We start from the raw sequence: 21,472 nt of genomic DNA on the forward strand, positions 1-21,472 counted from the left end.
TGGAAGGGTAGGGTCTTAGCCGGGCCTGGCGATCCGCACCACGCAACCGCAGCCGCCGGAGCGATCCGGCATAGTAGGCCGGGCAACCGGTCATGTAGAAAGGCAGAGAGAAATGGCTAAGAAAGTTGCAGGCCAGCTCAAGCTGCAGGTCAAGGCCGGCTCGGCGAATCCGTCGCCACCGATCGGTCCTGCGCTTGGTCAGCGTGGCATTAACATCATGGAATTCTGCAAGGCGTTCAATGCCGCCACGCAGGAAATGGAAAAGGGTATGCCGATCCCGGTCGTCATCACCTACTACCAGGACAAGTCCTTCACCTTCGTCATGAAGCAGCCGCCGGTCAGCTACTTCCTGAAGAAGGAAGCGAAGATCCAGTCCGGCTCGAAGACCCCGGGCAAGGGCGCCAAGGCTGGCACCCTGACCAAGGCTCAGGTCAAGGCGATCGCCGAAGCCAAGATGAAGGATCTGAACGCCGCCGATATCGAAGGCGCAATGGCCATGATCGAGGGCTCTGCCCGCGCCATGGGCCTGGAAGTGGTAGGTTAAGACCATGGTAGCAAAGCGTATTCAGAAGATTCGTGAAGGCGTTGATCCGACCAAGCTCTATGCTCTGGATCTGGCCATCAACATGGTCAAGGAACGTGCCGTCGCCAAGTTCGACGAAACCGTCGAAATCTCGATGAACCTCGGTGTTGATCCGCGTCACGCCGACCAGATGGTTCGCGGCGTTGTCAACCTGCCGAACGGCACCGGCCGTACGGTTCGCGTTGCCGTCTTCGCTCGTGGCGCCAAGGCTGACGAAGCCAAGGCCGCCGGCGCTGACGTCGTCGGTGCGGAAGACCTGGTCGAAATCGTTCAGGGCGGCAAGATCGATTTCGATCGCTGCATCGCCACCCCGGACATGATGCCGCTCGTCGGCCGTCTCGGTAAGGTTCTCGGCCCGCGCGGCATGATGCCTAACCCGAAGGTCGGCACCGTCACGATGGACGTCAAGGGTGCTGTTGAAGCTTCCAAGGGCGGTGCTGTCGAGTTCCGTGTCGAGAAGGCTGGTATCGTCCATGCCGGTATCGGCAAGGCTTCCTTCGATGCCAAGGCTCTGGAAGAAAACATCCGCGCTTTCGCCGACGCCGTCATCAAGGCAAAGCCGGCTGGCGCCAAGGGCAACTACGTCAAGCGCGTAGCGATCTCCTCGACCATGGGGCCGGGCGTCAAGATCGAGCCGTCGACGGTTACGGCGCCGAGCGCCTGATGATTATGCCGGGCTTTGTGCCCGGCGTTTAAGAATTCTCGGCCTTTCGGGGCCGGGATTTCCGGAGAAATCCGGAATTCCTGTCCGAGATTGCAGGTGGTTATCCCTTAATCACTAAAGCCTGCATGAGACGGGTAAGACCCGAATTTTGAAGAAGCTTCGCTTCGATGAACTCGGTTCGAGCCTTGGATGCCTTGTGCCTTGGAGCCGTCAGGCTCGAGCGCGAGGGGACAGGATCCTCAAGCGTCGCTTGGGATCTCATTGATCCCAGGAGGCAAAAGGCAACCCGGCAGGCCCGCTAACCCGGTCCTGTCAACTGGAGAAAAGCAGTGGAAAGAGCGGAAAAACGCGAATTCGTCACGGAACTGAACGAAGTCTTCAAGGCTTCGGGCTCGGTTGTCGTGGCCCACTATGCTGGTGCTACAGTCGCTCAGATGAACGATTTTCGTTCCAAGATGCGCGCTGCTGGCGGCACCGTCAAAGTCGCGAAGAACCGCCTGGCCAAAATTGCTCTTCAGGGCACGGATGCGGAAGGGATTTCCAATCTCTTCACCGGTCAGACGCTGATCGCATACAGCAATGACCCGATTACCGCTCCGAAGGTCGTCGTGGATTTCGCCAAGACCAACGATAAGATCGTTGTTCTGGGCGGCGCCATGGGAACAACAACGCTCAACGCCGAAGGTGTCAAGTCGCTCGCGACCCTGCCTTCGCTGGACGAGCTGCGCGCGAAGCTGCTGGGCATGATCCAGACTCCGGCTACCCGCATCGCAGGTGTTGTTGCAGCGCCGGCAAGCCAGCTTGCTCGCGTGTTCTCGGCCTACGCCAAGAAGGACGAAGCCGCGTAAGGCGGTTTTTCGCTGTTCATAACCAACCAGTTCGAACCGAACAAAAGGAACTACTAAAATGGCTGATCTCGCAAAGATCGTTGAAGACCTCTCCTCGCTGACCGTTCTCGAAGCCGCAGAACTGTCGAAGCTTCTCGAAGAAAAGTGGGGCGTTTCCGCCGCTGCTCCGGTAGCTGTTGCTGCCGTTGCCGGTGGTGCTGGCGGCGCTGCTGCAGCTGCTGAAGAAGAAAAGACCGAGTTCGACGTCATCCTCGCTGATGCCGGCGCGAACAAGATCAACGTCATCAAGGAAGTCCGCGGCATCACCGGCCTCGGCCTCAAGGAAGCCAAGGACCTCGTTGAAGCCGCTCCGAAGGCTGTCAAGGAAGGCGTTTCCAAGGCTGAAGCTGCTGACATCAAGAAGAAGCTCGAAGACGCCGGCGCTAAGGTCGACGTTAAGTAAGCTTGAAACTGCTTTTGGGAGGTGGCTTTTTGCTACCTCCCATTTGCCGTTTTTCTGAACGAATTACCCAAAAGCCGCAGGCAAAACGGCTTTTGGGTAATGGGTTCTTCAAGAGGATGGTCTCAAACCGAACCGCGACGCAATCCGGCTGAGCGGTTTTCGGTTAGATAGACGAGATTGAACTACTCATTGATTGATGGGGTCGCCTGGCCAGCGATTCCCATCCGTTGCAGGCCCGGGTGCAGGATTTTAAAGGAGCGACGATGGCTCAGACCCTTTCGTTCAACGGTCGCAGGCGCGTACGCAAGTTTTTTGGTAAGATTCCCGAAGTCGCAGAGATGCCGAACCTCATCGAGGTTCAAAAGGCGTCCTACGATCAATTTCTCATGGTCGAAGAACCAAAGGGCGGCCGCCCGGACGAAGGTCTTCAGGCTGTCTTCAAGTCGGTTTTCCCGATCACCGATTTCTCCGGCGCTTCCATGCTGGAGTTCGTTTCCTATGAGTTCGAACCGCCGAAGTTCGACGTCGATGAGTGCCGCCAGCGCGACCTGACCTACGCCGCGCCGCTGAAGGTGACCCTCCGTCTGATCGTGTTCGATATCGACGAGGATACGGGCGCGAAGTCCATCAAGGACATCAAGGAACAGAGTGTCTACATGGGCGACATGCCGCTCATGACGAACAACGGTACGTTCATCGTGAACGGCACCGAGCGCGTGATCGTGTCGCAGATGCACCGTTCGCCGGGCGTCTTCTTCGATCACGACAAGGGCAAGAGCCATTCTTCCGGCAAGCTGCTCTTTGCCGCCCGCGTCATCCCGTATCGCGGTTCCTGGCTGGATATCGAATTCGACGCCAAGGACATCGTCTACGCCCGTATCGACCGCCGCCGCAAGATTCCGGTGACCTCGCTGCTGATGGCGCTCGGCATGGATGGCGAAGACATCCTGTCGACCTTCTACACAAAGTCGCTCTATCAGCGCGACGGCGATGGCTGGCGCATTCCCTTCAAGCCGGAAACCCTGAAGGGCGCCAAGACCGTTTCCGACATGATCGACGCCGACACCGGCGAAGTCGTTGTCGAAGGCGGCAAGAAGCTCACGCCGCGCCTTCTGCGTCAGCTGCAGGACAAGGGTCTGAAGGCCCTTAAGGCGACCGACGAAGAGCTTTACGGCCTCTTCCTGGCGGAAGACATCGTCAACTTCCAGACCGGCGAGATCTATCTCGAAGCCGGCGACGAAATCGACGAGAAGACACTGCCTGTTATCCTGAACGCCGGCTTCGACGAGATCCCGGTTCTCGGCATCGACCACATCAATGTCGGCGCCTATATCCGCAACACGCTCGCAGCAGACAAGAACGAGAACCGCCAGGACGCTCTGTTCGACATCTATCGCGTCATGCGTCCGGGTGAGCCGCCGACCATGGAATCGGCCGAAGCCATGTTCAACTCGCTGTTCTTCGATGCGGAGCGCTACGATCTCTCCGCCGTCGGGCGCGTGAAGATGAACATGCGCCTCGACCTCGACGTCGAAGACACCGTCCGTATCCTGCGCAAGGACGACATCCTGGCCGTGGTCAAGATGCTCGTCGAGCTGCGCGACGGCAAGGGCGAGATCGACGATATCGACAACCTCGGCAACCGCCGCGTCCGTTCGGTCGGCGAGCTGATGGAGAACCAGTATCGTCTGGGTCTGCTGCGCATGGAGCGTGCGATCAAGGAACGCATGTCCTCGATCGAAATCGACACGGTCATGCCGCAGGATCTGATCAACGCAAAGCCGGCTGCCGCCGCTGTCCGCGAATTCTTCGGCTCCTCGCAGCTGTCGCAGTTCATGGACCAGGTGAACCCGCTTTCGGAAATCACCCACAAGCGCCGTCTTTCGGCTCTTGGCCCGGGCGGTCTGACCCGCGAGCGTGCAGGCTTCGAAGTCCGCGACGTTCATCCGACGCACTACGGTCGTATTTGCCCGATCGAAACGCCGGAAGGTCCGAACATCGGCCTCATCAACTCGCTGGCAACCTTTGCCCGCGTCAACAAGTACGGCTTCATCGAAAGCCCTTATCGCCGCATCATCGACGGTAAGGTGACCAACGACGTGCTCTACCTCTCCGCCATGGAAGAGGCGAAGTACTATGTTGCTCAGGCCAACGCCGAGCTCGACGCCGACGGCTCCTTCATCGAGGAATTCGTCGTTTGCCGCCATGCCGGCGAAGTCATGCTCGCTCCGCGCGACAACATCAACCTGATGGACGTCTCGCCGAAGCAGCTGGTTTCGGTCGCCGCCGCTCTGATCCCGTTCCTGGAAAACGACGACGCCAACCGCGCTCTCATGGGGTCGAACATGCAGCGTCAGGCCGTGCCGCTTCTGCGTGCCGAAGCCCCGTTCGTCGGTACCGGCATGGAGCCGGTCGTCGCGCGTGACTCCGGTGCTGCTATCGGCGCCCGCCGCGGCGGCGTGGTCGACCAGGTCGACGCAACGCGTATCGTTATCCGCGCCACCGAAGACCTCGATCCGTCGAAGTCCGGCGTCGATATCTACCGCCTGATGAAGTTCCAGCGTTCGAACCAGAACACCTGCGTCAACCAGCGCCCGCTGGTGACAGTCGGTGACGTGGTCAACAAGGGTGACATCCTGGCAGACGGTCCGTCGACCGACCTCGGTGATCTGGCCCTCGGCCGCAACGTGCTCGTCGCGTTCATGCCGTGGAACGGCTACAACTACGAAGACTCGATCCTGCTCTCCGAGCGTATCGTTGCCGACGACGTGTTCACCTCCATTCACATCGAAGAATTCGAAGTGATGGCGCGCGACACCAAGCTCGGTCCGGAAGAAATCACCCGCGATATTCCGAACGTTTCGGAAGAAGCTCTGAAGAATCTGGACGAAGCCGGCATCGTTTACATCGGCGCCGAAGTTCAGCCGGGTGATATCCTCGTCGGCAAGATTACGCCGAAGGGCGAAAGCCCGATGACGCCGGAAGAAAAGCTCCTGCGCGCCATCTTCGGTGAAAAGGCATCGGACGTTCGCGATACCTCCATGCGCATGCCACCCGGCACCTACGGTACGGTCGTCGAAGTTCGCGTCTTCAACCGTCACGGCGTCGAAAAGGACGAACGTGCCATGGCGATCGAGCGCGAAGAGATCGAACGCCTTGCCAAGGACCGTGACGACGAACAGGCAATCCTCGATCGTAACGTCTACGGCCGTCTGGTCGAGATGCTGCGTGGTCAGGTTGCTCTTGCTGGTCCGAAGGGCTTCAAGAAGGGCACGGAACTGTCGAACGCCGTCGTTTCCGAGTATCCGCGTTCGCAGTGGTGGATGTTCGCCGTCGAGGACGAAAAGGTCCAGAGCGAGCTCGAAGCCCTGCGTGGCCAGTACGATGAATCCAAGTCGCGCCTCGAACAGCGCTTCATGGACAAGGTCGAAAAGGTCCAGCGTGGCGACGAAATGCCTCCGGGCGTCATGAAGATGGTCAAGGTCTTCGTTGCCGTGAAGCGCAAGATCCAGCCGGGCGACAAGATGGCAGGCCGTCACGGGAACAAGGGCGTGGTCTCGCGCATTGTTCCGGTCGAGGACATGCCGTTCCTGGAAGACGGTACGCATGTCGATATCGTGCTGAACCCGCTCGGCGTGCCCTCGCGCATGAACGTCGGTCAGATTCTCGAAACGCACCTGGGCTGGGCTTGCGCCGGCATGGGTCGTCAGATCGGCGAACTGATCGAAGCCTACAAGGCAAGCGGCAACATTGAGCCTCTGCGCAAGACGATCGACCTGGTCGTCGGCGATGGCCCGAAGAGCGACGACGTTCACGAGTACGACGATGCATCGGTGCTGCGTCTGGCCGATCAGTGGAAGCGTGGCGTGTCCATCGCGACCCCGGTCTTCGACGGTGCTGGCGAAGTCGACGTCAACAAGATGCTGGCAATGGCAGGTCTCAAGGAAACCGGCCAGTCGACGCTATACGACGGACGTACCGGCGAGCAGTTCGACCGCCAGGTCACGGTTGGCTATATCTATATGCTGAAGCTGAACCATCTTGTCGACGACAAGATCCACGCCCGTTCGATCGGTCCGTACTCCCTCGTCACCCAGCAGCCGCTGGGCGGTAAGGCGCAGTTCGGCGGCCAGCGCTTCGGCGAAATGGAAGTCTGGGCGCTCGAAGCTTACGGTGCAGCTTACACGCTGCAGGAAATGCTCACGGTCAAGTCGGACGACGTCGCCGGCCGTACCAAGGTCTACGAAGCCATCGTTCGTGGCGACGACACCTTCGAGGCGGGCATTCCGGAAAGCTTCAACGTTCTCGTCAAGGAAATGCGCTCGCTGGGCCTCAGCGTCGAATTGGAAAACTCCAAGGTCGACGATCTGCAGACGGCAAGCCAGCTTCCGGACGCAGCCGAGTAATAGCCTGTCAGGGTGCGCGCTGTCGGTCAGCGCGCACCGCTTGGAATATTGCAGCGCCGTTGGCGTCCCTTTGGATGCATGGCGCCGCAAGGCGGTTTTAAAGCGTCAGTCCGGTTCCCGGGATTTGCCGGCACTGCACGCAATTCGAGGGCGTTTCGCCCCTAAAGGAGATAGGCATGAACCAAGAGGTCATGAATCTTTTCAATCCGCAGGTGCCTGCGCAGAATTTCGATTCCATCCGGATTTCGATTGCGTCGCCGGAGAAGATTCTTTCCTGGTCTTATGGCGAGATCAAGAAGCCGGAAACGATCAACTATCGTACGTTCAAGCCGGAACGCGATGGTCTTTTCTGCGCGCGAATCTTCGGACCGATCAAGGACTACGAATGCTTGTGCGGCAAGTACAAGCGCATGAAGTACAAGGGCATCATCTGCGAAAAGTGCGGCGTCGAAGTCACGCTGTCGCGCGTTCGCCGTGAGCGCATGGGCCATATTGAGCTGGCCGCTCCCGTTGCCCACATCTGGTTCCTGAAGTCGCTGCCTTCGCGCATTTCGACGCTGCTCGACATGACGCTGAAGGATGTGGAGCGCGTTCTCTACTTCGAAAACTACATCGTCACTGAGCCGGGTCTCACCGCGCTCAAGGAGCATCAGCTCCTGACGGAAGAAGAGTACATGCTCGCGGTCGACGAATATGGCGAAGACCAGTTCACCGCCATGATCGGCGCTGAAGCGATCTACGAGATGCTGGCCAGCATGAATCTCGAAAAGATCGCCGGCGACCTGCGCTCCGAGCTTGCCGACACCACGTCGGATCTCAAGCAGAAGAAGCTGATGAAGCGCCTGAAGATCGTTGAGAACTTCATGGAATCCGGCAACCGCCCGGAATGGATGATCATGAAGGTCGTCCCGGTCATCCCGCCGGACCTGCGTCCGCTGGTTCCGCTCGATGGCGGCCGTTTCGCGACCTCGGATCTGAACGATCTGTACCGTCGCGTCATCAACCGCAACAACCGTCTGAAGCGTCTCATCGAACTGCGCGCTCCGGGCATCATCATCCGCAACGAAAAGCGCATGCTGCAGGAATCTGTCGATGCGCTGTTCGATAACGGTCGTCGCGGCCGCGTCATCACCGGCGCCAACAAGCGTCCGCTGAAGTCGCTGTCCGACATGCTCAAGGGCAAGCAGGGCCGCTTCCGTCAGAACCTGCTCGGCAAGCGCGTCGACTATTCCGGTCGTTCGGTCATCGTGACCGGTCCGGAACTGAAGCTGCACCAGTGCGGCCTGCCGAAGAAGATGGCGCTCGAGCTGTTCAAGCCGTTCATCTATGCCCGTCTCGACGCGAAGGGTTACTCCTCGACCGTCAAGCAGGCCAAGAAGCTGGTCGAAAAGGAAAAGCCGGAAGTCTGGGATATCCTCGACGAGGTCATCCGCGAGCATCCGGTTCTCCTGAACCGCGCACCGACGCTGCACCGCCTGGGCATCCAGGCCTTCGAACCCACGCTGGTCGAAGGCAAGGCCATCCAGCTGCACCCGCTCGTCTGCACGGCCTTCAACGCCGACTTCGATGGTGACCAGATGGCCGTTCACGTGCCGCTCTCGCTGGAAGCCCAGCTTGAAGCCCGCGTGCTGATGATGTCGACCAACAACATTCTGCACCCGGCAAACGGCGCGCCGATCATCGTTCCCTCGCAGGACATGGTTCTCGGCCTGTACTATCTGTCGATCCTGAACCAGAACGAGCCGGGCGAAGGCATGGCCTTCTCCGACCTCGGCGAGCTGCATCACGCACTTGAGAACAAGGTCGTGACGCTGCATTCGAAGATCCGCGGTCGCTTCAAGTCGATCGGCGAAGATGGCAAGCCCTATTCGAAGATCTATGAAACGACCCCCGGCCGTCTGCTGATCGGCGAACTTCTGCCGAAGCATGCGAAGGTCACCTTCGACATCTGCAACCAGGAAATGACCAAGAAGAACATCTCTAAGATGATCGACACGGTCTACCGTCATTGCGGCCAGAAGGACACGGTCATTTTCTGCGACCGCATCATGCAGCTCGGCTTTGCCCATGCCTGCCGCGCCGGCATTTCGTTCGGCAAGGACGACATGGTCATCCCGAACACCAAGGCCAAGATCGTCGGCGATACCGAAGCGCTCGTGAAGGAATACGAGCAGCAGTATAACGACGGTCTGATCACCCAGGGCGAAAAGTACAACAAGGTTGTCGACGCTTGGGGCAAGGCCACGGAAAAGGTCGCCGAAGAAATGATGGCCCGCATTAAGGCCGTCGAATTCGACGAAAAGACCGGTCGTCAGAAGCCGATGAACTCGATCTACATGATGAGCCATTCGGGTGCTCGTGGTTCTCCGAACCAGATGCGCCAGCTGGGCGGCATGCGCGGCCTCATGGCCAAGCCGTCGGGCGAAATCATCGAGACGCCGATCATCTCGAACTTCAAGGAAGGCCTCACCGTTAACGAGTACTTCAACTCGACGCACGGTGCCCGTAAGGGTCTGGCCGACACCGCCTTGAAGACCGCGAACTCGGGCTACCTGACCCGCCGTCTGGTCGACGTCGCGCAGGATTGCATCGTCACGCAGATCGATTGCGGCACCGAAAACGGCCTCACCATGACCGCCATCGTCGATGCCGGTCAGGTCGTTGCCTCGCTCGGCGCCCGCATCCTCGGCCGTACGGCCCTGGACGACATCGATCATCCGGTCACGGGTGAGCGCATCGTCGATGCCGGCAAGATGATCCTCGAGCCCGATGTCATCGAGATCGAGAAGGCTGGTATCCAGTCCATCCGCATCCGTTCGGCTCTGACCTGCGAAATCCAGACGGGCGTATGCTCGGTCTGCTACGGTCGCGACCTTGCTCGCGGTACGCCTGTCAACATCGGTGAAGCTGTCGGCGTCATCGCCGCACAGTCGATCGGTGAGCCGGGCACGCAGCTGACCATGCGTACCTTCCACCTGGGCGGCACGGCGACCGTGGTCGACCAGTCGTTCCTGGAAGCCTCTTACGAGGGCACGGTTCAGATCAAGAACCGCAATATGCTGCGCAACTCCGAAGGCAACCTCGTTGCCATGGGCCGCAACATGACGGTGCAGATCCTGGACGAACGTGGTGTCGAACGCTCCTCGCAGCGCGTTGCCTACGGCTCGAAGCTCTATGTCGACGACGGCGACAAGGTAAAGCGCGGTCAGCGTCTGGCAGAGTGGGACCCCTATACCCGTCCGATGATGACGGAAGTGGCCGGTACGGTTCACTTCGAAGATGTCGTCGACGGTCTCTCGGTCCTCGAAGCGACGGACGAATCCACCGGCATCACCAAGCGTCAGGTTATCGACTGGCGCTCGACGCCGCGCGGCTCGGATCTGAAGCCGGCGATCGTCATCAAGGACGCCAGCGGCAATGTCGCCAAGCTTTCGCGCGGTGGCGAAGCCCGCTTCCTGCTCTCGGTCGACGCGATCCTGTCCGTCGAGCCGGGTCAGAAGGTGTCTCAGGGTGACGTTCTCGCCCGTTCGCCGCTGGAAAGCGCCAAGACCAAGGACATCACCGGTGGTCTGCCGCGCGTTGCCGAACTGTTCGAAGCTCGTCGTCCGAAGGACCACGCCATCATCGCGGAGATCGATGGTACGATCCGTCTGGGCCGCGACTACAAGAACAAGCGTCGTGTCATCATCGAGCCGGCGGAAGACGGTGTCGAGCCGGTCGAATACCTGATCCCGAAGGGCAAGCCCTTCCACCTTCAGGAAGGCGACTATATCGAAAAGGGTGATTACATCCTCGACGGTAACCCGGCTCCGCACGACATCCTGGCGATCAAGGGCGTGGAGGCTTTGGCTTCCTACCTGGTCAACGAAATCCAGGAAGTCTACCGCTTGCAGGGCGTTGTCATCAACGACAAGCACATCGAAGTGATTGTCCGTCAGATGCTGCAGAAGGTTGAGATCACCGATGCGGGCGACAGCCAGTACATCGTCGGCGACAACGTCGATCGTATCGAGCTGGAAGACGCCAACGACCGTCTGATCGAAGAAGGCAAGAAGCCCGCTTATGGCGATCCGGTTCTGCTCGGTATCACCAAGGCATCGCTGCAGACGCCGTCCTTCATCTCGGCTGCATCCTTCCAGGAAACGACGAAGGTGCTCACCGAAGCTGCAATCGCCGGCAAGACCGACGGTCTGCAAGGCCTGAAGGAAAACGTCATCGTCGGCCGCCTGATTCCGGCCGGTACCGGCGGTACCATGACGCAGATCCGCCGCATCGCTACGGCTCGCGACGAGCTCATCCTCGAAGAGCGCCGCAAGGGCACGGGCGCCGGCGTTGCAACGCCGATGCTGCAGGATCTCGCCAGCGAGAACAGCCCGGCCGAATAAGCCGCTAGCGAATGTGAAGAATCAAACCGCCCGGAGCGATCCGGGCGGTTTCTTTTTTGCATAATGAAATCGGCGAGGTGAGGGGGCGCCGCCTTCCTCAGACGGTTGTCCGATCAGCGGAAGCGGATGATCGCCACTTCGCCTTCGAGTGCGCCTTGATAGGCGGAGGCATGCGGCTCCTCGTCCGGAATATCCGTCAGGAGTCCGATCTGGTCGAGGTCGGCCTCGATGAAGCCCTCTTCGGCAAGAGCGTTCAGCGCCTCGCGCACGGCTGTATCATCGTCGGGCGCTTTCAGCATGACGTGCAGGTCGATGCCTTCGCCGCCATCGGTCTCGTAGCCCTTGCCGATGATGATGAAGACCATGGGGCCGTCGGAATTGTTATCGTTGTCTGGCGCAGTAATCATGGATCTTCCTTCGGGAGTGTCGAATCGACCCGGCGATTCCTTTTCATCGCGCGGGTCCATCGGATGGAAATGTTCTTCCGTGATTCCTTATAGGGATTTTGCCGAAATACCAAAGTCCATCTTGCCGAAGGGGCGGCATTTCCGTATCCAATGCGCCAAATGGCTGGTTTGGCCGGGATTTCCGGGCTTTATGACAAAGATAATTTCTTAACCGGCCTTGACGAACCGGCGGGAAACCAGTAGTACCGCCGCCATCGGAACCCATGTGAGGCATGGCTATTCGGGGCGACGCGCCCTGGAGTTCACCTCAAACAAGGTTCTAAACGCACGTTGAAGACACGAATGCTGCTCGCACGACGCCACCTTAGGTGTCCTCTGCTTTTCTGTGGTCCATCTGCGAGAGCGGATCGGGCCACGTTTTGCGCATTGAGACGAACGTGTGTCGTGCCGGTGACGGCGAAAGTCATGCCCGCAAGGGTGTCGAGATAGATTTACAAGGGATGGTTGAATGCCTACCGTAAACCAGCTGATCCGCAAGCCTCGCCAGGCGCAGGTAAAGCGTAACAAGGTTCCCGCTCTTCAGGAGAACCCGCAGAAGCGCGGCGTTTGCACCCGCGTCTACACCACGACGCCGAAGAAGCCGAACTCGGCTCTGCGTAAGGTCGCAAAGATCCGCCTGACCAACGGCTTCGAAGTCATTGGTTACATCCCCGGTGAAGGTCACAACCTTCAGGAACACTCTGTCGTCATGATCCGTGGCGGCCGCGTTAAGGACCTTCCGGGTGTTCGCTACCACATCATCCGCGGCGTTCTCGATACCCAGGGTGTCAAGAACCGCAAGCAGCGCCGTTCGAAGTACGGTGCAAAGCGTCCGAAGTAATTCGGGTTTTAGATAATCCGGCGCTGCGCGAGGTTCTCCGCGTGGTTAAGCGTCGCAACAGTTGAGAGACGAGAAGTTACATGTCCCGACGTCATAGAGCAGAAAAGCGCGAGATCAATCCGGACCCGAAGTTCGGCGATCTGGTCGTTACCAAGTTCATGAATGCCATCATGCTGGACGGCAAGAAGTCCGTAGCGGAAAACATCGTATATGGCGCGTTTGACGCCGTGCAGGGCAAGGCAAAGCAGGAACCGCTCGGCGTGTTCCATCAGGCTTTGGATAACATCGCTCCGCACGTTGAAGTCCGCTCGCGCCGCGTTGGTGGTGCTACGTACCAGGTTCCGGTCGATGTGCGTCCTGAGCGTCGCCAGGCTCTGGCCATCCGCTGGCTGATCACCGCTGCTCGCAAGCGTAACGAGACTACGATGATCGACCGTCTGTGCGGCGAACTTCTCGATGCCTCCAACAACCGCGGCGCTGCCGTCAAGAAGCGCGAAGACACGCACAAGATGGCTGATGCCAACCGTGCGTTCTCGCATTATCGCTGGTAATCCCGAACGGTTTCGGAAAGGCAGTCCACAATGGCTCGCGCATATAAAATCGAAGACTACCGCAATTTCGGTATCATGGCGCATATCGACGCCGGCAAGACCACGACGACCGAGCGTATTCTTTACTACACCGGTAAGTCGCACAAGATCGGCGAAGTTCACGATGGCGCTGCCACGATGGACTGGATGGAGCAGGAGCAGGAGCGTGGCATCACGATCACCTCTGCTGCTACCACGACCTTCTGGAAGGGCCGTGACGGCAAGACCCGCCGCTTCAACATCATCGACACTCCCGGCCACGTCGACTTCACCATCGAAGTCGAGCGTTCGCTGCGCGTTCTCGACGGCGCCATCGCGCTCCTCGACGCCAACGCCGGCGTCGAGCCGCAGACGGAAACCGTCTGGCGTCAGGCTGAGAAGTATCATGTTCCGCGCATGATCTTCTGCAACAAGATGGACAAGACCGGCGCCGACTTCTACCGTTCGGTTGAGATGATCAAGACCCGCCTCGGCGCGACCGCAGTTGTCATGCAGCTGCCGATCGGCGCTGAAAGCGATTTCAAGGGCGTTGTCGACCTGGTCGAGATGAACGCTCTCATCTGGCGCGACGAGTCGCTCGGCGCCCAGTGGGACGTCGTTGAAATCCCGGAAGACATGAAGGCCAAGGCTGAAGAATATCGCGAAAAGCTGATCGAGACCGTTGTCGAGATCGACGAAGCCGCGATGGAAGCCTACCTCGAAGGCAACCTGCCCGACAACGACAAGATCCGCGAACTCGTTCGTCGCGGCACGATCGACGTCAAGTTCCATCCGATGTTCTGCGGCACCGCATTCAAGAACAAGGGTGTTCAGCCGCTCCTCGACGCCGTCGTCGATTACCTGCCTTCGCCGCTCGACATTCCGGCGATCAAGGGCATCGATGCCAAGACGGAAGCAGAGATCGAGCGTCACGCTGACGACAACGAGCCGCTTTCCATGCTCGCGTTCAAGATCATGAACGACCCGTTCGTCGGCTCGCTCACCTTCGCCCGCATCTACTCCGGCAAGCTGGAGAAGGGCGTTTCGGTCATGAACACGGTCAAGGACAAGCGCGAGCGCGTCGGCCGCATGCTGCAGATGCACTCCAACTCGCGTGAGGACATCGAAGAAGCCTATGCTGGCGACATCGTTGCTCTCGCCGGCCTCAAGGAAACCACCACGGGCGACACGCTCTGCGATCCCCTGAAGCCGGTTATCCTCGAGCGCATGGAATTCCCGGAGCCGGTCATCCAGATCGCGATCGAGCCGAAGTCCAAGGGCGACCAGGAAAAGATGGGCCTCGCGCTCAACCGCCTGGCTGCAGAAGACCCGTCGTTCCGCGTCAAGACCGACCAGGAATCCGGTCAGACGATCATCGCCGGCATGGGCGAACTGCACCTCGACATCATCGTCGACCGCATGCGTCGTGAGTTCAAGGTCGAAGCAAACGTGGGCGCGCCGCAGGTTGCTTATCGCGAAACCATCACGCGCCTGACGGAAAAGGACTACACGCACAAGAAGCAGACCGGTGGTACCGGTCAGTTCGCACGCGTCAAGCTCGTATTCGAGCCGAACCCGGAAGGCGAAGACTTCAAGTTCGAATCCAAGATCGTCGGCGGTGCTGTTCCGAAGGAATACATCCCGGGCGTTCAGAAGGGTATCGAAAGCGTTCTGTCTTCGGGCCCGCTGGCTGGCTTCCCGATGCTCGGCGTTAAGGCGACGCTCATCGACGGTGCCTTCCACGACGTCGACTCGTCGGTTCTGGCCTTCGAAATTGCCGCTCGCGCTTGCTTCCGTGAAGCAGCTCGCGAAGCCGGTGCTCAGCTTCTCGAGCCGATGATGAAGGTCGAAGTCGTAACGCCGGAAGACTACGTCGGTGATGTTATCGGTGACCTGAACTCTCGCCGTGGCCAGATCCAGGGCCAGGAGAGCCGCGGTATCGCCGTCGTCATCAGCGCGAACGTCCCGCTGGCGAACATGTTCAAGTACGTCGATAACCTGCGCTCGATGTCTCAGGGCCGTGCGCAGTACACGATGACCTTCGATCATTATGCGCCGGTTCCGTCGAACGTCGCACAGGAAATCCAGGCAAAGTATTCCGGTCAGAAGTGACCGGAATACCAATTGACCGATAACAAGAATTGATCCCTCAGGGGACAGGAAAACGGAGAGCCGAAAATGGCAAAGAGTAAGTTTGAGCGCAATAAGCCGCACGTTAACATCGGGACGATCGGTCACGTTGACCACGGCAAGACGTCGTTGACGGCAGCGATCACGAAGTACTTCGGCGAGTTCAAGGCGTATGACCAAATCGACGCGGCTCCGGAAGAGAAGGCTCGCGGCATCACGATCTCGACGGCCCACGTTGAATACGAGACGCCGAACCGTCACTATGCGCACGTTGACTGCCCCGGCCACGCCGACTACGTGAAGAACATGATCACGGGTGCCGCCCAGATGGACGGCGCGATCCTGGTTTGCTCTGCTGCTGACGGCCCGATGCCGCAGACGCGCGAGCACATCCTGCTCGCCCGCCAGGTTGGCGTTCCGGCGATCGTCGTGTTCCTGAACAAGGTCGACCAGGTTGACGACGCTGAACTTCTCGAGCTCGTCGAGCTTGAAGTTCGCGAACTTCTGTCGTCCTACGACTTCCCGGGCGACGACATCCCGGTCGTCAAGGGTTCGGCGCTTGCTGCTCTTGAAGATTCGGACAAGAAGATCGGCGAAGATGCGATCCGCGAGCTGATGGCTCAGGTTGACGCCTACATCCCGACGCCTGAGCGTCCGATCGACCAGCCGTTCCTGATGCCGATCGAAGACGTGTTCTCGATCTCGGGCCGCGGTACGGTTGTGACGGGCCGCGTCGAGCGTGGTGTGATCAAGGTTGGTGAAGAAGTCGAGATCGTCGGCATTCGTCCGACGTCGAAGACGACGGTGACCGGCGTTGAAATGTTCCGCAAGCTGCTCGATCAGGGCCAGGCTGGCGACAACATCGGCGCGCTGATCCGCGGTGTGAACCGTGACGGCGTCGAGCGTGGTCAGATCCTGTGCAAGCCGGGCTCTGTGAAGCCGCACAAGAAGTTCAAGGCAGAAGCCTACATCCTGACGAAGGAAGAAGGCGGCCGTCATACGCCGTTCTTCACGAACTACCGTCCGCAGTTCTACTTCCGTACGACTGATGTGACCGGCATCGTGACGCTTCCGGAAGGCACGGAAATGGTTATGCCGGGCGACAACGTGACGGTTGACGTCGAGCTGATCGTTCCGATCGCGATGGAAGAAAAGCTTCGCTTCGCGATCCGCGAAGGCGGCCGTACCGTCGGCGCTGGCATCGTTGCCTCCATCGTCGAGTAATTCGAAGATGGCCACTCCATCCGGGTGGCTGATTCGATGACAATATTATGATGCAAGCGGCACTAGCCGCTTGCTTATGACATGGAAATGTTGCAAATGGCGCGCGAGCGCGATTTGCGCGCTGCTTCGGATGACGAAGCGGCCAATGAAATTAACAATAAGGTGGGCCGAAAGGCCTAAAGAGTGGATGGGGATGCCGTAGCCGGCGTCCCTCTCGATCTTTGAAACCGGTGGTCCGCCTTAGGAAACAGAACAAACCGTGCCTTTTTGAAAGGCGCGCGAGATAACAAACACAAGGATAACGTCGAATGAACGGCCAAAATATCCGCATTCGCCTGAAGGCGTTCGATCACCGGATTCTCGATGCTTCCACGCGCGAGATCGTGTCGACGGCGAAGCGCACCGGTGCAAGCGTCCGGGGCCCCGTTCCGCTTCCGACTCGTATCGAGAAGTTTACGGTAAACCGGTCCCCGCACATCGACAAGAAGAGCCGCGAGCAGTTCGAGATGCGCACGCATAAGCGCCTCCTCGACATCGTTGACCCGACCCCGCAGACGGTAGACGCGCTGATGAAGCTCGATCTCGCCGCCGGTGTCGATGTTGAGATCAAGCTCTAAGGCCTCCGGTCCTCGAGCTGAGTGAGAAGGATTGAACCGATGCGTTCAGGTGTGATTGCACAGAAGGTGGGAATGACCCGCGTCTATAACGACGCCGGCGAGCATGTCCCGGTTACCGTATTGCGTATGGAAGGCTGCCAGGTCGTAGCCCAGCGCACAGTTGAAAAGAATGGCTACACCGCAGTTCAGCTCGGTGCCGGCCAGGCTAAAGTTAAGAACACGACGAAGGCTCTTCGCGGCCATTTCGCCGTCGCAAGCGTAGAGCCGAAGGCCAAGCTCGCAGAATTCCGCGTCACGGAAGACAATCTGCTTGAAGTTGGCACCGAGCTCAACGCAGGTCATTTCACGGCGGGTCAGCTCGTCGACGTGACCGGCACGACGATCGGTAAGGGCTTTGCCGGCGCCATCAAGCGTCACGGCTTCGGCGGCCTGCGCGCCACGCACGGTGTGTCGGTTTCGCACCGCTCGCACGGTTCGACCGGCTCGCGCCAGGACCCGGGCAAGGTGTTCAAGAACAAGAAGATGGCTGGTCACATGGGCCAGACCCGCGTCACGACGCAGAATCTTGAAGTGGTATCGACCGACGAAGATCGCGGTCTGATCCTGGTCAAGGGTGCGGTTCCCGGCTCCAAGGGCGCCTGGATCATCGTGCGCGACGCCGTCAAGTCGGCAGCGAAGTAAGGGAGCCAAACCAATGGAATTCAACGTCAAGACCCTTGAGGGCAAAGACGCCGGGAAGGTTTCCCTTTCTGATGCGATTTTCGGCCTCGAGCCGCGTGAAGACATTCTCGCTCGCGTCGTTCGCTGGCAGCTTGCCAAGAAGCAGCAGGGCACGCATCAGGCCAAGGGCCGCGCAGACGTAGCGCGCACCGGTGCCAAGATGTACAAGCAGAAGGGTACGGGCCGCGCTCGTCACCATTCGGCTCGCGCTCCGCAGTTCCGCGGCGGTGGTAAGGCTCACGGCCCGGTCGCTCGCAGCCACGAGCATGACCTGCCGAAGAAGGTTCGCGCCCTCGGCCTGCGTCACGCTCTCTCTGCCAAGTTCAAGGCTGAAGACGTGATTGTCATCGACAATCTCGTCGCTACCGAAGCCAAGACCAAGGCACTCGCTGGCGCTTTCGAGACGCTCGGCCTGACGAACGCTCTGTTCATCGGCGGTGCTGAGCTCGACAGCAACTTCAAGCTCGCAGCCCAGAACATCCCGAATATCGATGTTCTGCCGGTTCAGGGCATCAACGTTTACGACATCCTGCGCCGCGGCAAGCTCGTGCTGTCCAAGGCTGCAGTTGAAGCTCTAGAGGAGCGTTTCAAGTGACGGATCTTCGCCATTATGATGTGATCGTTTCTCCGGCGATCACCGAAAAGTCCACGCTGCTGTCGGACAATAACCAGGTTGTTTTCAACGTTGCGAAGACCGCGACGAAGCCGGAAATCAAGGCTGCCGTCGAAGCGCTCTTCGGCGTCAAGGTGACGGCCGTTAACACTCTGCTGCGCCTCGGCAAGACCAAGCGGTTCAAGGGTCTCGTCGGCAAGCAGAAGGACGTGAAGAAGGCTGTTGTGACGCTCGCCGAAGGCCAGTCGATCGACGTCTCCACCGGTCTCTGAGGAATAAGAAAATGGCATTGAAAACATTCAATCCGACGACCCCGAGCCAGCGTCAGCTGGTCATTGTCGATCGCTCCTCGCTCTACAAGGGCAAGCCGGTCAAGTCGTTGACCGAAGGCCTCACCTCCAAGGGTGGCCGTAACAACACCGGCCGCATCACCGTCCGTTTCCAGGGCGGTGGTCACAAGCGCAGCTATCGTCTGGTCGACTTCAAGCGTCGCAAGTTCGACGTCGAAGCAACCGTCGAGCGTATCGAATACGACCCGAACCGTACCGCTTACATCGCTCTGGTGAAGTACACGGACGGCGAACTGGCCTACATCCTCGCTCCGCAGCGTCTCGCTTCGGGCGACAAGGTCATCGCTTCGGAAAAGGCAGTGGACGTGAAGCCTGGCAACACCATGCCGCTTCAGTTCATCCCGGTCGGCTCCATCATCCACAATGTGGAAATGAAGCCGGGCAAGGGCGGTCAGATCGCTCGTTCCGCCGGTTCCTACGCTCAGCTCGTCGGCCGTGACCAGGGCATGGCGATCCTTCGCCTGAACTCGGGCGAACAGCGCCTCGTGCACGGCACCTGCCTTGCCACGATCGGTGCGGTTTCGAACCCGGATCACGGCAACATCAACGACGGTAAGGCCGGTCGTTCGCGTTGGCGTGGCAAGAAGCCGCATAACCGCGGCGTTGTCATGAACCCGGTCGACCATCCGCACGGCGGTGGTGAAGGCCGCACCTCCGGTGGTCGCCATCCGGTGACCCCATGGGGCAAGCCGACCAAGGGCAAGCGTACGCGGTCGAACAAGTCGACCGACAAGATGATTATGCGCTCGCGCCATCAGCGCAAGAAGTAAGAGAGGAAGTCTCAAGTGGCTCGTTCAGTATGGAAAGGTCCGTTTGTTGACGGCTATCTTCTCAAGAAGGCTGAGAAGGTGCGTGAAGGCGGACGTAACGAAGTAATCAAGATGTGGAGCCGTCGCTCCACCATCATGCCGCAGTTCGTTGGTCTCACCTTCGGCGTCTACAACGGCAGCAAGCACATTCCGGTCAGCGTCAATGAAGACATGGTCGGACACAAGTTCGGCGAGTTCGCCCCGACCCGTACCTATTATGGTCACGGTGCGGACAAGAAGGCGAAGAGGAAGTAACAATGGGCAAGGCAAAAACCGAACGCCGGCTGAAGGACAACGAGGCGCAGGCAGTTGCGCGCACGCTCCGCGTCAGCCCGCAGAAGCTCAACCTGGTCGCGGCTTCGATCCGTGGCAAGAAGGTTGACCGCGCGCTCGCAGAGCTGGAATTCTCGCGCAAGCGTATCGCTGGCGCCGTGAAGAAGACGCTCGAATCTGCGATCGCCAATGCAGAAAACAATCACGATCTCGACGTTGACTCGCTGGTCGTTGCGGAAGCTTACGTCGGCAAGTCGATCGTCATGAAGCGTTTCCACGCTCGTGGCCGTGGCCGCGCATCTCGCATCGAGCGTCCGTTTGCGCACCTGACGATCGTCGTTCGTGAAGTGGAAGCTCAAGGGGAGGCCGCATAATGGGTCAGAAAATCAATCCGATCGGCTTTCGTCTTGGCATCAACCGTACCTGGGATAGCCGCTGGTTTGCGGACAATGCCGAGTACGGCCAGCTCCTCCACGAAGACCTGAAGATGCGCAAGTTCGTCATGAACGAACTGAAGCAGGCTGGTATCTCCAAGGTGGTCATCGAGCGTCCGCACAAGAAGTGCCGCGTCACGATCCACTCGGCTCGTCCGGGCCTGATCATCGGCAAGAAGGGCGCTGACATCGACAAGCTCCGCAAGAAGCTGTCGGACATGACGAATTCCGAAACGCACCTCAACATCGTTGAAGTTCGCAAGCCGGAAATCGATGCGACGCTGGTTGCCCAGTCGATCGCTCAGCAGCTGGAACGCCGTGTTGCTTTCCGTCGCGCCATGAAGCGCGCCGTTCAGTCCGCGATGCGTCTTGGCGCCGAAGGCATCAAGATCACCTGCGCCGGCCGTCTCGGCGGTGCTGAAATCGCTCGTACGGAATGGTACCGCGAAGGTCGCGTGCCGCTGCATACGCTGCGCGCCGACATCGACTACGGTACGGCTGAAGCAGAAACCGCTTTCGGTATCTGCGGCATCAAGGTCTGGATCTTCAAGGGCGAAATCCTTGAGCACGATCCGATGGCCTCCGAACGCCGCGCGCTCGAAGGCGACGCCCAGGGTCCGGCTAGCCGCGATCGCGATAGAGACCGTCGCCGCGACAACGCTTGATAGCGTACGTGGCAGATAAGTTCGGAGAATAAGAAAATGTTGCAGCCAAAGCGTACGAAGTACCGCAAGCAATTCAAGGGCCGCATCAAGGGCGTTGCCAAGGGTGGTTCTGATCTGGCGTTCGGCGAATTCGGCCTGAAGTCGCAGGAGCCTAACCGCGTCAACGCTCGCGAGATCGAAGCGGCCCGCCGCGCGATCACGCGCTATATGAAGCGCGCCGGCCGTGTATGGATCCGCGTGTTCCCGGATGTTCCGGTAACCGCAAAGCCGACCGAAGTCCGTATGGGTAAAGGTAAGGGCTCTGTCGAATACTGGGCATGCAAGGTCAAGCCCGGCCGTATGATGTTCGAGATCGACGGTGTGAGCGAGGAAATCGCTCGTGAGGCCCTGCGCCTCGGCGCTGCCAAGCTCTCGGTCAAGACGCGCTTCGTTCAGCGCATTGCAGAGTAAGGA

At 59.4% G+C, this 21,472-nt stretch carries 20 protein-coding genes; 19 read left to right on the forward strand and 1 reads right to left on the reverse strand.

Annotation, left to right across the window (positions count from 1 at the left end):
* Nucleotides 1-112: 112 nt before the first annotated feature.
* The 6 genes from rplK to rpoC all read left to right on the forward strand — a co-directional run bounded on the left by rplK (nucleotide 113) and on the right by rpoC (nucleotide 11,328).
* Nucleotides 113-544 carry a 50S ribosomal protein L11 gene (rplK, locus tag I8E17_RS05535; protein ID WP_069614842.1) on the forward strand — a complete coding sequence of 144 codons (432 nt, stop codon included), beginning with the start codon at nucleotides 113-115 and terminating at the stop codon, nucleotides 542-544.
* Nucleotides 545-548: 4 nt separating this feature from the next.
* The gene (gene rplA, locus I8E17_RS05540; protein ID WP_069614843.1) at nucleotides 549-1,247 is read left to right on the forward strand and encodes a 50S ribosomal protein L1; all 699 of its coding nucleotides are present in this window, start codon (nucleotides 549-551) and stop codon (nucleotides 1,245-1,247) included.
* A 329-nt stretch (nucleotides 1,248-1,576) separates the two neighbouring features.
* Nucleotides 1,577-2,095 carry a 50S ribosomal protein L10 gene (rplJ, locus tag I8E17_RS05545; RefSeq protein WP_047637052.1) on the forward strand — a complete coding sequence of 173 codons (519 nt, stop codon included), beginning with the start codon at nucleotides 1,577-1,579 and terminating at the stop codon, nucleotides 2,093-2,095.
* 58 nt (nucleotides 2,096-2,153) lie between these two features.
* Nucleotides 2,154-2,537, forward strand: a complete 384-nt coding sequence (gene rplL, locus I8E17_RS05550; protein WP_069614844.1) for a 50S ribosomal protein L7/L12 — start codon at nucleotides 2,154-2,156, stop codon at nucleotides 2,535-2,537.
* Between the two features lie 263 nt (nucleotides 2,538-2,800).
* On the forward strand, nucleotides 2,801-6,943 hold the full coding sequence (gene rpoB, locus I8E17_RS05555) for a DNA-directed RNA polymerase subunit beta (RefSeq protein WP_069614845.1): 4,143 nt from the start codon (nucleotides 2,801-2,803) through the stop codon (nucleotides 6,941-6,943).
* Nucleotides 6,944-7,119: 176 nt separating this feature from the next.
* Nucleotides 7,120-11,328 carry a DNA-directed RNA polymerase subunit beta' gene (gene rpoC, locus I8E17_RS05560; protein ID WP_069614846.1) on the forward strand — a complete coding sequence of 1,403 codons (4,209 nt, stop codon included), beginning with the start codon at nucleotides 7,120-7,122 and terminating at the stop codon, nucleotides 11,326-11,328.
* 113 nt (nucleotides 11,329-11,441) lie between these two features.
* On the opposite strand, the gene I8E17_RS05565 is transcribed toward rpoC, so the two are convergent.
* Nucleotides 11,442-11,735, reverse strand: a complete 294-nt coding sequence (locus tag I8E17_RS05565) for a hypothetical protein (protein WP_004123433.1) — start codon at nucleotides 11,733-11,735, stop codon at nucleotides 11,442-11,444.
* 508 nt (nucleotides 11,736-12,243) lie between these two features.
* On the opposite strand from I8E17_RS05565, the gene rpsL reads away from it, so the two are divergent.
* From rpsL to rplP, 13 genes are all read left to right on the forward strand, one after another.
* A complete protein-coding gene (rpsL, locus tag I8E17_RS05570; protein ID WP_003507760.1) occupies nucleotides 12,244-12,615 on the forward strand; it encodes a 30S ribosomal protein S12 in 372 nt (123 codons plus the stop codon).
* 80 nt (nucleotides 12,616-12,695) lie between these two features.
* Nucleotides 12,696-13,166 carry a 30S ribosomal protein S7 gene (gene rpsG, locus I8E17_RS05575; protein ID WP_069614847.1) on the forward strand — a complete coding sequence of 157 codons (471 nt, stop codon included), beginning with the start codon at nucleotides 12,696-12,698 and terminating at the stop codon, nucleotides 13,164-13,166.
* Nucleotides 13,167-13,196: 30 nt separating this feature from the next.
* Nucleotides 13,197-15,296 (forward strand): elongation factor G, encoded by a 2,100-nt coding sequence (fusA, locus tag I8E17_RS05580; RefSeq protein WP_069614848.1) that lies wholly within the window; start codon nucleotides 13,197-13,199, stop codon nucleotides 15,294-15,296.
* Nucleotides 15,297-15,362: 66 nt separating this feature from the next.
* A complete protein-coding gene (tuf, locus tag I8E17_RS05585; protein WP_095434658.1) occupies nucleotides 15,363-16,538 on the forward strand; it encodes an elongation factor Tu in 1,176 nt (391 codons plus the stop codon).
* A gap of 308 nt (nucleotides 16,539-16,846) precedes the next feature.
* Nucleotides 16,847-17,155, forward strand: coding sequence for a 30S ribosomal protein S10 (gene rpsJ, locus I8E17_RS05590; protein WP_003547547.1), 309 nt, complete (start codon nucleotides 16,847-16,849; stop codon nucleotides 17,153-17,155).
* Between the two features lie 39 nt (nucleotides 17,156-17,194).
* Nucleotides 17,195-17,836 carry a 50S ribosomal protein L3 gene (gene rplC / locus I8E17_RS05595; RefSeq protein WP_069611897.1) on the forward strand — a complete coding sequence of 214 codons (642 nt, stop codon included), beginning with the start codon at nucleotides 17,195-17,197 and terminating at the stop codon, nucleotides 17,834-17,836.
* Between the two features lie 13 nt (nucleotides 17,837-17,849).
* The gene (gene rplD, locus I8E17_RS05600) at nucleotides 17,850-18,470 is read left to right on the forward strand and encodes a 50S ribosomal protein L4 (protein ID WP_015339599.1); all 621 of its coding nucleotides are present in this window, start codon (nucleotides 17,850-17,852) and stop codon (nucleotides 18,468-18,470) included.
* Nucleotides 18,467-18,760: a 50S ribosomal protein L23 gene (locus I8E17_RS05605; RefSeq protein WP_015339600.1), complete on the forward strand. Its 294-nt coding sequence runs from the start codon at nucleotides 18,467-18,469 to the stop codon at nucleotides 18,758-18,760. Before rplD ends, I8E17_RS05605 begins: the two co-directional genes overlap by 4 nt.
* An 11-nt stretch (nucleotides 18,761-18,771) precedes the next feature.
* The gene (rplB, locus tag I8E17_RS05610) at nucleotides 18,772-19,608 is read left to right on the forward strand and encodes a 50S ribosomal protein L2 (RefSeq protein WP_069611898.1); all 837 of its coding nucleotides are present in this window, start codon (nucleotides 18,772-18,774) and stop codon (nucleotides 19,606-19,608) included.
* 15 nt (nucleotides 19,609-19,623) lie between these two features.
* A complete protein-coding gene (gene rpsS, locus I8E17_RS05615; protein ID WP_037199970.1) occupies nucleotides 19,624-19,902 on the forward strand; it encodes a 30S ribosomal protein S19 in 279 nt (92 codons plus the stop codon).
* Between the two features lie 2 nt (nucleotides 19,903-19,904).
* The gene (rplV, locus tag I8E17_RS05620; protein WP_004118391.1) at nucleotides 19,905-20,294 is read left to right on the forward strand and encodes a 50S ribosomal protein L22; all 390 of its coding nucleotides are present in this window, start codon (nucleotides 19,905-19,907) and stop codon (nucleotides 20,292-20,294) included.
* On the forward strand, nucleotides 20,294-21,019 hold the full coding sequence (rpsC, locus tag I8E17_RS05625; RefSeq protein WP_004118393.1) for a 30S ribosomal protein S3: 726 nt from the start codon (nucleotides 20,294-20,296) through the stop codon (nucleotides 21,017-21,019). The genes rplV and rpsC overlap by 1 nt, the downstream gene beginning before the upstream one ends.
* A gap of 36 nt (nucleotides 21,020-21,055) precedes the next feature.
* The gene (rplP, locus tag I8E17_RS05630) at nucleotides 21,056-21,469 is read left to right on the forward strand and encodes a 50S ribosomal protein L16 (protein WP_004118395.1); all 414 of its coding nucleotides are present in this window, start codon (nucleotides 21,056-21,058) and stop codon (nucleotides 21,467-21,469) included.
* Nucleotides 21,470-21,472 lie beyond the last annotated feature (3 nt).

Source organism: Rhizobium sp. AB2/73 (genome assembly GCF_020871915.1).
In the GTDB taxonomy this organism is placed as follows: Bacteria; Pseudomonadota; Alphaproteobacteria; order Rhizobiales; family Rhizobiaceae; genus Rhizobium; species Rhizobium dioscoreae.

Bases quoted from the DNA above. Each gene is read 5' to 3' on its own strand.
- rplK (WP_069614842.1), top strand. From the start codon at position 113: ATGGCTAAGAAAGTTGCAGGCCAGCTCAAGCTGCAGGTCAAGGCCGGC.
- rplA (WP_069614843.1), top strand. From the start codon at position 549: ATGGTAGCAAAGCGTATTCAGAAGATTCGTGAAGGCGTTGATCCGACC.
- rplL (WP_069614844.1), top strand. From the start codon at position 2,154: ATGGCTGATCTCGCAAAGATCGTTGAAGACCTCTCCTCGCTGACCGTT.
- rpoB (WP_069614845.1), top strand. From the start codon at position 2,801: ATGGCTCAGACCCTTTCGTTCAACGGTCGCAGGCGCGTACGCAAGTTT.
- rpoC (WP_069614846.1), top strand. From the start codon at position 7,120: ATGAACCAAGAGGTCATGAATCTTTTCAATCCGCAGGTGCCTGCGCAG.
- I8E17_RS05565 (WP_004123433.1), bottom strand. From the start codon at position 11,735: ATGATTACTGCGCCAGACAACGATAACAATTCCGACGGCCCCATGGTC.
- rpsL (WP_003507760.1), top strand. From the start codon at position 12,244: ATGCCTACCGTAAACCAGCTGATCCGCAAGCCTCGCCAGGCGCAGGTA.
- rpsG (WP_069614847.1), top strand. From the start codon at position 12,696: ATGTCCCGACGTCATAGAGCAGAAAAGCGCGAGATCAATCCGGACCCG.
- fusA (WP_069614848.1), top strand. From the start codon at position 13,197: ATGGCTCGCGCATATAAAATCGAAGACTACCGCAATTTCGGTATCATG.
- tuf (WP_095434658.1), top strand. From the start codon at position 15,363: ATGGCAAAGAGTAAGTTTGAGCGCAATAAGCCGCACGTTAACATCGGG.
- rpsJ (WP_003547547.1), top strand. From the start codon at position 16,847: ATGAACGGCCAAAATATCCGCATTCGCCTGAAGGCGTTCGATCACCGG.
- rplC (WP_069611897.1), top strand. From the start codon at position 17,195: ATGCGTTCAGGTGTGATTGCACAGAAGGTGGGAATGACCCGCGTCTAT.
- rplD (WP_015339599.1), top strand. From the start codon at position 17,850: ATGGAATTCAACGTCAAGACCCTTGAGGGCAAAGACGCCGGGAAGGTT.
- rplB (WP_069611898.1), top strand. From the start codon at position 18,772: ATGGCATTGAAAACATTCAATCCGACGACCCCGAGCCAGCGTCAGCTG.
- rplV (WP_004118391.1), top strand. From the start codon at position 19,905: ATGGGCAAGGCAAAAACCGAACGCCGGCTGAAGGACAACGAGGCGCAG.
- rpsC (WP_004118393.1), top strand. From the start codon at position 20,294: ATGGGTCAGAAAATCAATCCGATCGGCTTTCGTCTTGGCATCAACCGT.
- rplP (WP_004118395.1), top strand. From the start codon at position 21,056: ATGTTGCAGCCAAAGCGTACGAAGTACCGCAAGCAATTCAAGGGCCGC.